Origin of the sequence: Kitasatospora sp. NPDC101157 (genome assembly GCF_044768255.1) — a bacterium.
GTDB lineage: Bacteria > Actinomycetota > Actinomycetes > Streptomycetales > Streptomycetaceae > Kitasatospora.
This window is the reverse complement of sequence record NZ_JBIWPL010000022.1, coordinates 142,312-153,258: the sequence shown is the minus strand read 5'-3', so window position 1 is coordinate 153,258 and position 10,947 is coordinate 142,312. Positions and strand designations below refer to the sequence as shown.

Annotated in this window: 9 protein-coding genes; 2 read left to right on the top strand and 7 right to left on the bottom strand. The window is 73.6% G+C overall.

Going from position 1 to position 10,947, the window contains the following annotated elements; all coding sequences use genetic code 11:
- Positions 1 to 499: 499 nt before the first annotated feature.
- A complete protein-coding gene (locus ACIRVF_RS32775) occupies positions 500 to 1,714 on the bottom strand; it encodes a PP2C family protein-serine/threonine phosphatase (protein WP_402826015.1) in 1,215 nt (404 codons plus the stop codon).
- Between the two features lie 475 nt (positions 1,715 to 2,189).
- Here ACIRVF_RS32775 and ACIRVF_RS32770 point away from each other — a divergent pair, with 475 nt between their 5' ends.
- Entirely contained in the window at positions 2,190 to 2,606 is a 417-nt protein-coding gene (locus ACIRVF_RS32770; protein WP_402826012.1) for a GNAT family N-acetyltransferase, read from the top strand.
- 179 nt (positions 2,607 to 2,785) lie between these two features.
- Here the strand turns inward: ACIRVF_RS32770 and ACIRVF_RS32765 are convergent, their stop codons facing one another.
- The 6 genes from ACIRVF_RS32765 to ACIRVF_RS32740 all read right to left on the bottom strand — a co-directional run bounded on the left by ACIRVF_RS32765 (position 2,786) and on the right by ACIRVF_RS32740 (position 9,958).
- Entirely contained in the window at positions 2,786 to 3,301 is a 516-nt protein-coding gene (locus tag ACIRVF_RS32765) for a GNAT family N-acetyltransferase (RefSeq protein WP_402826009.1), read from the bottom strand.
- A 209-nt stretch (positions 3,302 to 3,510) separates the two neighbouring features.
- Positions 3,511 to 5,796 (bottom strand): Helicase associated domain protein, encoded by a 2,286-nt coding sequence (locus tag ACIRVF_RS32760; protein WP_402826006.1) that lies wholly within the window; start codon positions 5,794 to 5,796, stop codon positions 3,511 to 3,513.
- 118 nt (positions 5,797 to 5,914) lie between these two features.
- A complete protein-coding gene (locus tag ACIRVF_RS32755; protein WP_402826003.1) occupies positions 5,915 to 6,622 on the bottom strand; it encodes a helix-turn-helix domain containing protein in 708 nt (235 codons plus the stop codon).
- Positions 6,619 to 8,796 carry a hypothetical protein gene (locus ACIRVF_RS32750; RefSeq protein ID WP_402826000.1) on the bottom strand — a complete coding sequence of 726 codons (2,178 nt, stop codon included), beginning with the start codon at positions 8,794 to 8,796 and terminating at the stop codon, positions 6,619 to 6,621. The genes ACIRVF_RS32755 and ACIRVF_RS32750 overlap by 4 nt, the downstream gene beginning before the upstream one ends.
- A gap of 7 nt (positions 8,797 to 8,803) precedes the next feature.
- A complete protein-coding gene (locus tag ACIRVF_RS32745; protein ID WP_402825997.1) occupies positions 8,804 to 9,382 on the bottom strand; it encodes a DNA-binding protein in 579 nt (192 codons plus the stop codon).
- Between the two features lie 165 nt (positions 9,383 to 9,547).
- Complete coding sequence (locus tag ACIRVF_RS32740) at positions 9,548 to 9,958, bottom strand: winged helix-turn-helix transcriptional regulator (protein ID WP_402825994.1); 411 nt, start codon at positions 9,956 to 9,958, stop codon at positions 9,548 to 9,550.
- Positions 9,959 to 10,058: 100 nt separating this feature from the next.
- Here ACIRVF_RS32740 and ACIRVF_RS32735 point away from each other — a divergent pair, with 100 nt between their 5' ends.
- Entirely contained in the window at positions 10,059 to 10,916 is an 858-nt protein-coding gene (locus tag ACIRVF_RS32735; RefSeq protein ID WP_402825991.1) for an alpha/beta hydrolase, read from the top strand.
- Positions 10,917 to 10,947: the final 31 nt, after the last annotated feature.

The following is a 10,947-nucleotide window of genomic DNA, read 5'->3' as shown; positions in this document are numbered from 1 at the left end:
GCCGCACGGCCTCCACGGCCTCGGCGGAGACGATCACGTCTGTCATCAGGTGCTACTTCCTTGATCGGGAGTTACACCGTTCTTTTTACAGACCCTGGGGGCCCGGTCGGCCGGAGGGGCGAGGGTCGCCGGGGCGTCCGTCTGCCCGTGGCCCGCCGGTGGTGAGGATCGTTGAGAATCTCCACTCCTGGTCCGGGTTCGGGTTCGGGACAGACCTGCTCACGCGACTTGCCCGCCCCATGGCTGCTGCCCTGAGACGGAGCGGCGTCATGGCTGCGCGGTCGCCCGTCAGCCGGCTGAGCTTGGGAGGGGACGGGGCTGTCCAGGGCGTCCGGTCACGGGAGGCGCGGAGGCAGCATGACCTGGTCTTCCCTGGGCCTGGGCGCGAGCTGTTGGCAGTCCGCCTTCGGAAGGGGGTGCGGAGCCGGCCAGGTCTGCAATGGAGGTGCGGATGGCGGGCGGCGGGCGGCCGTGTGCTCCCGGACGTGGGGTGTGCCGTTCAGATGTTGGCTCCGGCGTGGGCTTGGCGTCCTGTGGTGGTGGGGCCGTGCCAGTCCAGGCACATCACGGTGGCGTCGTCCTGGAGCTTGCCGTCGCAGGCCTCGGTGACGGCTGCGACCAGGGCGCGTACCACCTCGCGCGGGTGCTCGGTGGCGGTGGCCACCAGGAGGGCGGGCAGGTCGACGGATTCCGCTCGGTGTTCCTGCATGCCGTCGGTGTAGAGCACCAGCCGGTCGCCGGGGCGCAGGTCGATGTCCTGCACCCGGTACCGGCCCTGCCCTTCGACGCCGAAGGGCAGGTCGGCGTGCAGGGGCACCTCTTCGACGGTGCCCTTGCGCAGCCTCAGCGGGTGCGGGTGGCCGGCGTTGACGAGTTGCGCCGCGTTTGTGTCCAGGGTGATCCGCAGCATCTGGCCGGTGGCCAGGACTCCGGGCTTGTGGTCGATGAGTGAGTGGTGGGCGTGGTCGGCCTGCTCGGCCAGGGTGGCCGCGACGCGGCGGGCGCCTCGGGAGGCATTGACGAGGATGGTGGCGATGAGCGCGGCGTCGAGGTCGTGGCCCATGGCGTCGGTCAGGGACAGGTGCAGGGTCTCGCGGTCCAGGGCGTAGTCGTAGGTGTCGCCGGCGACGCTCTCGGCCGGCACCAGGGCGCAGGACAGGGTGAACTGGGCGGCTTCGCAGCAGGGTGCGGTGGGCAGGAGCTGGCGCTGGATCTCGGCGGCCAGGCTGACCGGGGCGGTGCGCTGGGCCCAGTGGTAGAGGTCGGTGAAGCGGCGGTCGGTGACCACGATGTAGGCGAGGGCGTGGGCGGCCTGCTCCACCTGCTCCAGGGTGTCGTCGCTGACGTCGGTGGCTTCGGGCAGGGAGAGTTCCAGGAAGCCGATGGCGTCGCCGCGGTTGGTGACGGGGGCGACCACGCGGTGCCCGTGGCCGCTGGCGTCGACCGGGGCGCGGACCAGTTCCTGGGTGCGCAGGACCTGCTCGAAGAGGCTGCCGGTGAGCTGGATCCGCTCGGTGCCGCGCCCGTGCAGGGTGGTGGCGGCCTCCGCCACCCGCACCACGCTCTGGCCGATCAGGTCGAGGAACAGGAAGGAGACGTACTGCGCGCCGAGCCGCTCGCGCAGGTTGCGCGCCACCACGTCGAGGGAGTCCACCGGCGCCGCCGCCTCGGCCGCCGCCAGCACGTCCCCCAGTACCATCCGCTCCCGCGCCACGTCAGCCTCCTCGAAGATCCAGTGCTCTCACCTTCCCGTTATGACCCGGGGAATTCCTGTCTCCCACGGTGCCACGTCGATGCCGGCCTGAGTGGCGGTCGTGACGTCCGAAAGCCCCGCTCGTTCCGAGATCACGGCAGGGCCCCGGTCCGTCTTGCTCCGGACGGACGGATCGGGCTTTCGATGCACGCGCGACCGGGTGGGAGCCGTGAGCGGGCCCGGCCGGTTCGCGGGTCCTCGTCACCGGCACGTGCCGTGCGGATCGTCCGCCGGTGGTCGCGTCCGGGCTGGACCGGTGGTCCGTGATCGGTACCGGGACGGGGCCACCTTGTTCGGGTGATGGTCCGGGCCTGCTGTCGGCGTGTCCCTGGGTGTTGTGCTCGGGTTCGCGGGGGCGTGGCCGATGGGTTGGCTGTCCCGGGTCCGTTTCGTTCTATGGGCCGCCCTCGGTCTCGAAAACTGTCAGGATCGCCGCATGGAGATCCGTCGCGTCGCTCGGGCCGGGGCGGTCGAGGCTGCCGGGCACCTCTTCGACGCTGTCCCGGGGCGGGAGGCGACGGAGCGGTTCCTGGCGGACGAGCGCCATCATCTTCTGATCGCCTGGGTGGACGGTGTCCCGGCCGGGATGGTCACGGGTGTCGAGATGACGCATCCGGACAAGGGGACCGAAATGTTCCTGTATGAACTGGGCGTGGAGGAGTCGTTCCGCGGGCGGGGCGTGGGCCGCGCTCTGGTGTCCGCGCTTGGGGACCTGTCGCGTGAGCGGGGCTGTTACGGGATGTGGACGGTCACGGAGGAGGACAACGAAGCGGCCCTGGCGACGTACCGGCGCGCGGGTGCCGTCGCGGAAGCCGGCCAGGTGGTGTTCGCCTGGGAATTTGACCAGCCGTAGATTCGAGGCGCGGGAGCCCGCCTCCCGCATCGCGCGGCCCCTGTGTCAGGGCGGTTCGTCGGTTCTCGTCAGGTCCGGGTGAGTGCTTCGACGCGGGCCGCGGCTCCGGGCTCGGCGGTGCAGCGCAGGGTCAGCCGGCTCGGGAAGCCGCCGAGCGGTGGGGGTGCGGCGCTCCGGTGTCAGCGGAGCTGCCGGGGAAGCCACAGGTAGTGGACGATGTCCTCCCCCTCGTCGGACACCCCCGCCTGGCCGGTCGTGGTGAAGCCCAGGCTTTCGTAGAGGCGTCTGGCACGGACGTTGTCGGCGTGGGTGAACAGCTGGAACCGGTCGTAACCGTGGTCGCAGCCGTGGGAGAGCAGGGCCTGAACGAGTTTGCGGCCCACTCCCCGGCCCCAGTGCCCGGGCCGGACGCTGACCATGCTGATGTGGCACAGTCCGGCGATCACCGGGCCGGTTCCACCGCCCTGACGGCCGCTCATCCCGGCGGCGAGGCCGATCACCTCGCCCTCGATGCCGTGCGCGACGTAGAAGAACGCGTCCGCACCGGTGAGTCTGCGGCGCGCACGGTCACGGCTCGCTTCCCCACCGGGCGGACGGCCGCTTCGCCACGCGTCGGCAGTGCTGAGGACGGTCAGCGCCTCCTCGATGTCGGATGCGGTTCCGGGCCGGACGGCAAAGGCGTGATCGGCTGGCATGGTGGCACGGTAGCCTCCGGTCCCGGAGGATGTGCCCTGTCCCGGGAACTGCGGCCCGTGCCGCACCGTCGCGGCGAGTACGTCCGCGGGCCCGGGTGTCAGGAGAACCGTTCGGTGCCGCGCCGGGGTGTGCTCCGGGCCGTCGGTGCTGCTGGACGAGGCCGGCTCCGGCCGCTCGGGTGCGATGGCGGGGTCGGTGCGGGAGGGGGTCAGCCGGTGACGGTCTCGGCGTGCCGGGTGAGCGCGTCCAGGAGTGCGGTCTGCTGGTCGGTCAGTTCGCCCTCGGTGCGGGCCCTGGCCTGCTTGCGCAGCCAGGTGCCGGGGCGGAAGGTGGGGTCGCCGCCGAGGCCGGTGCGGTTGGCGGGGCCGGTGAGGGTGCCGCCGGCGGCGAGGTAGGTGAGCAGGCGGCGGTAGGAACGGTTCCAGTCCGGCTCCAGGCGCCACAGTTCGTCCAGCGCGTCCAGCTTCGCGATCTGGTCGGTGGTGAGACCGGCGGCCTTGCGCTGGCGGCGCATCCAGGCGCCGACCGCGTAGCCGTCGAGCTTCGCGGTGGCGGGGATCGCGAGGTGGCCGTGCTGGTGGTGGAAGGCGGCGGCGTAGGCGTAGCCGCGTTCCCAGGCGCCTGCGTGCTTGGACCAGATCATGCCCAGGGCGTCCAGCTCCAAGACGCGGGCCGGGTCGAGCAGGTGCTGGCCGTTCAGGTGGCGCTGGCGGGTGAGCCAGGAGATCAGCTCGGCGTGCTCGGTCCTGTCGGTGGGGTCGAGGTGGCCGTGCTGGAGGTGGAAGGCGGTGGCGACGGCGTGCATGCGCTGCCACTCGCTCGCGCGGGGGTTGAAGGCGCGCAGCTTGACGGTCTGGAGGATCCGGGCGGCGTGGCGGCGGGCGTTGATCCTCAGCCACGCGATCGGTGACTCGGCCGGGGCCGGCGGCTGCTCGCCCTCCCCGCCGGGCTCGGTGGCCGCGGTGGTGTGCGCGGCGGACTGGGCGCGGTGGGCGCGCAGTTCGGTGATCCGGCCGACCACCCGGGCGTCGTGTGCGGCCAGGGCGCGCAGGACCCGCCAGATCGTGCGGAAGGAGCTGGCCTCGATCTCGGCGTCGGCCTGCGCCTTCACGGCCTCGCCGGCGTCCTTCACCTCGGCGGGGTCCGCGGTGGCGGTGTCGTCGCCGACCGGCGGGGTGGGGAGGTGGACGGGGATGATGACCCAGGAGACCTTGCCCTGCCGGTAGGACTGGCGCAGCGCGCGGCCGACGGCCTGGACGATGTCGATCACGCTGGACTTGGGGTCGGCGAAGCAGATCGCGTCGACGGCGGCGACGTCGATGCCTTCGGACAGGAGGCGGGCGTTGCAGAGGATGCCGCACTCCTCGCCGTCCTCGCCGGTGTGGGCCTTGAACTCGGCGAACGCGGCCCGCCGGTCCTTGAGGCGGTCGGTGCCGGCCACCGCCCTCGCCCAGATCCGCTCCGGGCGCTCGGCGTCGGGCAGCAGTTCCGCGCTCTCCAGCAGGGTGCTCGCGAACTCCCGCGCCGAGGTCACCCGGGAGTGGAAGGTGATCACGCGGCGCAGGTCCAGGTCGGCGACCGCGCGCAGTACCGCGGTCTGCAGGGCCAGGCGCAGCAGTTCCTCGTTGGTGCGCTGGGAGCGCAGGTCGGCGACGGCGGGGAGGTTGAGGAGTTCGCGCAGGTCCTCGTCGGTGACCACCGGGACGAGGACGCGGTAGTCGGCGAGGTAGCCGTGCTCGATGCCCTGGCCGAGGGTCCAGGTGAACACGGTTCTGCCGTAGATGGTCTCGTCGTCCATCGAGCAGATGACCGTGCCCTCGGCGACGTCCACCACTTCGCGCGGCACCCGGGCCTCGTCCACGATCCGCGGAGTGGCGGTGAAGTACAGGCGGCGCTTCGCCGGGACCTGGTCGTCGGTGTGGATCGCGGCCCACGCCTTGGCGTGCGAGCCGGCCGTGCGGTGGGCCTCGTCGATGACCGCCAGGTCCCAGGGCGGCAGGCCGAAGTCGCGATGGGCCTGGACGATCCGTTCCAGGGATGCGTAGGTGGTGTACACGGTGACCGGCTCGCCGGGTTTGACGGAGGTGACCAGGTCGGTGATCCGCGCGGCCTGGGTCGACACCTGGGCGCGGATCCGGCCGCCGGCCTCGGCGCTTTCCAGCGCCTCCTCGCGCGAGCAGGCCGCCACCGCCAGGCCGCGGCGTGCGCCCCGCAGTGTCCAGGCTTCGGCGGTCTGCTCCAGCAGTTCGATCGTCGGGACCAGGACCAGCACCCGGCCGCGGGCGGCCAGGCGGCGGGCGCTGCCGGCGGCGATGAGGGTCTTGCCGGAGCCGGTCGCCGCGACGACGGTCGCGCGCCCGCCGTTCTTCACCTCGCGCACCGCGGCCGCCACGGCGTCCTTCTGGAACCAGTGCAGCGGCAGCGGGTTGGCGGGGGTGCCGGTCGGCTGCGCCGGGACGGCCTTCTCGGGGCCGGCCAGGGTGGTGGGCTCCACGGCGGTGCTCTCCTTCGCAGGCTGGGACGGCGGGCCGGTGCGGGCGGGGCTGTGGCAGGGGCGGCGGGCGGCCTCTTTGCGGGGCCAGGTCTTGGCTGGGGGTGGCCGGCCGGATTCCCTACCGCTGTTCGGGGGGCACCCAGGCCCGGACTTCGAGGTACTGGATGTCGGCGTCCTCGACGGCGCGGCCGGTCTCCACCAGCCAGGTTTTCATGGCTTCGGTGACGTCGCCGTGGTGGTCGGCGACGCGCCGGGACCATTCGGCGGCGTCGAAGCCGCCGGTGGAGGCGGAGCCGTAGGTGCGCTCCTCGGTGCCGTCCGCGCGGGGGACGAAGCCGCGGCGCAGGCCCGGGGAGTCCTCGGTGGAGCCGGCCGACATCGTGTACTGGTCGGCCTTCATCCGGACGGTGAAGGCGAGGCGGCCGCCGGCCCGGCCGGTCTCGTGGACGACCGGGGCGAGGTGGGAGGCGCCGGACCTGATGGCCTGTTTCCCGGCGCGGCCGGCCATCGACTCGCCGGGCGCCCCGACGACGTCCTTGCCCCGCACCCGGGCCTTCTGGCCGGTCCTGGTGCGGCGGCGCTCGACGTTCTCGCGGGCGATCCCGGTCAGGGTCTCGGTGTCGCGTTCGCCGCCGCGCACCGCGCGCAGGATCTGGCGCAGCGCGCGGACGAACGCCTTGCCCTTGCCCTTGGTGAAGAACTGGGTGACCAGCGAGGCGTCGCGGCCGAGCATCCTGGCGATCTGGCGCTTGGTGAAGCCCTGGTCGATCAGCTGCTGGGTGAGGCGGGCGGCCTCGTTCGGGTGGTTCGGGTCGGCCGGGCTCACCGGTCGCTTCCCTTCTCGGCGGCGGCGAGTTCGGCGCGGCCCAGGCCGCGGAGCTTGAGGTACTGCTCCTGGGTGGTGGGGTGCTCGACGGGGCCGGTGAGGTGGCCCTTGAGGAGGTAGTCGCCGGGCTCGCCCCGGTAGGGCCAGGGCTGGCGCTCGGTCAGGGCGATGCCGTCGGTGCCGAAGTAGACGACCGTGCCGGGTTCGGCGTGCAGGGCACCGGCGGTGGCGATGACCTCCTTGCCCTGGCGGTACTTCATGTCCAGCAGGGCGGCGCGGGCTCCGGACCACACGTAGGCGGCCCACTCGGGGTGTGCGTACGGGTCGCGGGAGAAGCCGGCCTGGCGCTGCCAGGTCACCACCTCGTCGTCCCGGCCGAGGATCTCCACCCCGGCGGGGAGCGCCTCGCCGACGGGGGTGGTGCCGGAGACCAGGCGGGGGCGCTGGGCGAAGCCGCCGAGGCCGAACAGCAGCACCGAGCGGACGGCGCGGGAGGCGAGGTGGGCGGCCTGCCGCTGGCGTTCGTCGGCGTGGGCGCGGGAGAGGCTGGTCAGGTCCGCCCAGGCAGACTTGAGGCGTTTGCCCCACTCGTCGAGGGGCTTGCCGTCCTCCCACAGCAGGCCGTCGAGAACCTCGATCCGCCACGGTGCGATGTGGTTCGACAGGGCGAGGTGGATCTCCGCGCCGCCGGCCCAGGTGGTGAAGGTGGCGCCGGGCTGCGAGGGGTAGGTCCAGGCGCGGTCGCCGGTGACGGGGGCCGGGAGCAGGCCGACGTGCTGCCAGCCCTGCGGGACGGTGACGCGCACGTTCCAGTGGGAGCAGGACATCAGGGCCTTGGTCTGCTCCTGCTCGGACATCGCGGCGAACGCGGCGGCGGTGATGCGGCGCGGGGTTCCGACCGGGGACTTCCACAGGTGCTTGGCGTAGGCGAAGGTGCGGTCGTACTCCACCAGCGCCGGGAGCTGCTGCGGCACGTGGGGCGGCAGGATCAGTTCGGTGCGGCCCTGGCCTGCGGTGGCGTGCAGCAGGGCGCGCAGTTCCTCCGACAGGACCGGGTAGCCGCCGGCCCACTTGCCGGTGGTGGGGATGGTGCGCGACCACAGGTCCCGGCCGGTCTGCGAGGGGGAGCCCATGAGCACGGCGTCGTCCCAGTGGCGGCGCAGTGCCTGCCAGAGCAGGGTGAACGCCTGGCGGCAGGTGACGACGTCGGCGCCGTCCGGGTCGAACCACTCCCCCATCGAGCGGATCTCGGTGCCGGCGCTGTCCGGCGCGGTGGCGGGGGCGTAGCGGCCGACCGGCTGGCGCTGGTGGACGAAGTGCCCGGCGAGCTTGTCGCGGCCGGAGCCCACGGCGGTGGTCCACCGCTGGCTGGGGGTGTTGAGCCAGGCGGCGACGGCGTCCTTGAGGGTGGAGTACCGCTCGGCGCCGTCGTGCCAGGGTGCGCCGGCGGTGATGTAGATGCGTTCGGTGCCGGGCGCGGACGCCAGGACGGCGTCCAGGATCTCGCCCGGGGTGCGGGCGCCGAGGTCGAGGCGCTCCACGCGGTCGCGCACGGCGAGGTCGCCGGTGGCGGCGTCCAGGAAGACCGTGGAGCGGGCCTGCTGGGTGAAGTTCGGGCGTTTGGAGGTCAGGGCGGTGGTCACGGCTTCGAATCGCGCACCGGCCGGCCCCTCGGGGAGGGTGGGCAGTTCGCGCGGCCCGACAGCGGCCGGGGCGGGCGTGGCGGCCGGGGCGGGCGTGGCGGCGGCGGCCCGCTCCTGGGCCTCGGCCGGTGCCTCGGCGGCCGGGGTCGGCTGCTCGGGTACGGCGGCGGGGCGGGTCAGTGCCGGGGCGAGGGCGCTCACGGGCTCGGCGGCCGGCTCGGCCTTCGGCGCCTCGGGCGCCGGAGCGGCGGTGGCCCGGTCGTCGGTCGTGGCGGCGCGCACGGCGGCCGGGGTCGGGTCCAGCAGCGGGGCGATCCGCACGACGTCGCCCACCGACAGGCCCGAGGCCTTCGCGACGGCGTCGGCCTTCGCGCCCTCGTACCCGGCGAGCCCGGCCACCCGGCGCGCGCGCTGGGCGGTGAGCTTGTCCAGCTCCTTCTGCGCGGCCGCGACCTGCTTCTCGGCGGCCGTGATCCCGGTGCGCAGCTCGCGCAGGGAGGCGAGCTCGGCGGTGTACGTCTTGCGGTCCATCAGCGGGTCACTCCCCCTCGGTGTCGAGCTGGTCGGTGGTGGTCGGGCGGGTGGGGACGTAGGCGATCGGGCCGCCGGAGACGGACGCGAGGCGGGTGCCGAGGAGCAGTTCCGCCAGGCGGGCGTCCTGCGGGTCGGTGGGGGTGGCGGCGTTGGCGGGGGCGGTGAGGTCCCTCAGGTAGCCGGCCAGGCGCGCCTTCGGGAAGCGGTAGCGGGCCGTCGTGCCGGCGGTCCCGTCCGACTCCCACTCGGTGAGGCCGGTCAGCACCGCGACGACGAACCCGGCGACCGTCACCGGCAGTACGGCGCCGGCCGCGACCCGGGCCGGGTCGCACCGCCACCAGCCGGACAGCGCGGCCAGCAGCTGCGCCTGGTCCAGCGCGGTGCCGAAGCCGATCCACTCCCGGTCCGGCTCCTCGACCCGGGCCGGGGCGTCCGAGCGCAGCACGGCGATCTCGGGCGTGCCGAGCACGGTCAGGGCGGCGGCGGGCCGGGTCCGGAGCGCCTGGAGCGCGGCCAGGGGGAACACCTGCCGGCCCTGCTCCCGGACACCGGGGACCACGCCGGTGGCCATCAGTTTCTTCACCGTGGGGATCGAGCACCCCAGGGCCGTCCCGGCTTGACCGGTCGTCAGGAACACACCCGCCACCCCACGCCTATTGATCTGAACGGAAACGCTAGGGGTGACTTTACGCCCCCTCCGGCGGCGGCCCGGCGCGGCGGCGGGTGGCGGGGCGGCGGCACCGGCCGTCTACCGCTCGTCGGCCTCCTGCCCGGCGGCGGCGTTGGCGCGGTCGATCTCGGCCATGTGCTCCTCCGCCCAGGTCCGCAGCCCCGCGAGTACGGCCTCCAGGGACATCCCGAGTCCGGTGAGCCGGTAGAAGACCCGCGGGGGCACGGCCGGTTCGACCCGGCGTGACACCAGCCCGTCACGGGTCAGGCTCCGCAGCGTCACGGACAGCATCTTCTGCGAGACGCCGGGCATCCGGCGCCTCAACTCCGCGAAGCGCACCTCCTGCGGCGCGGCGTCGGCGAGCGCCTTGACGGCCATGGACGTCCATTTCGTGCCGATGCGGTCCAGCAGCTGCCGCGTGGGGCAGTGGGGGTCGAACAGGTCGCCGCGTACGCCGCGAGCGTGGGCCGGGGCCTGCCGGGTGGTCACCCGTGGCTCACCACCTTCCTCGAAAGTGCCGTCTGGGAACGGGCCGGGCAGTTACCTATCGTTTTGTGGTCACCAATGGTAACCAGGCCGAGGAGCTGTCATGCCCGCCACCCGCACACCTCACCTGCGCCGCGTCGAGACCAACGGCGTCCGTCTCAATGTCGCCGTCGCCGGGGAAGGACCCGCGGTCCTGCTGCTGCACGGATTCCCGCACACCTGGCGGCTCTGGGAGGGCGTGATGGGCCGACTCGCCGGGCGCTACCGGGTCATCGCCCCGGACCTGCGGGGCTTCGGTGCCAGTGAACGCGCCGTCGACGGTTACGACGCGGGCACCCTGGCGGCCGACGCCGAAGGGCTGCTCGACGCACTGGGCGAGCCCTCGGCGGCGGTGGTCGGCATCGACGCGGGCACCGCACCCGCCACCCTGCTGGCCCTGCGCCGGCCCGCGCGCGTGCGGCGCCTGGTCGTGATGGAGGCGCTGCTCGGCCACCTGCCCGGCGCCGAGCACGTCCTCGCGGGCGGTGCCCCGTGGTGGTTCGGCTTCCACGCCGTCCCCGGCCTCGCCGAGACCGTGCTGGCCGGCAACGAGGCCTCCTACATCGACTGGTTCCTCGACTCGGGGACACTCGGACGAGGAGTGCCCGCCGACATCCGCGCCGCCTTCGTCCACGCCTACACCGGGAGCGAGGCGCTGCGCTGCGCGTTCTCCTACTACCGGGCCCTGCCCACCAGCGCGCGGCAGCTCCGGGACGCCGTCGCCACGGCCCGGCTGACCGTGCCCACCATGGTCCTCGGCTCCCACCCCGTCGGCAGCGGGCTCGAACGCCAACTGCGTCCCGTCGCCGACGACCTGGTGGGCCACCACCTGCGGGACTGCGGCCACATCATCCCCCTCGACCGCCCGGACGCGTTGCTCGCGCTCCTCGCCCCCTTCCTCGCCGAAGACCTGCCGGAGTGACCCGAGCAGGGCCCCAGGGCCACGTCAGCGC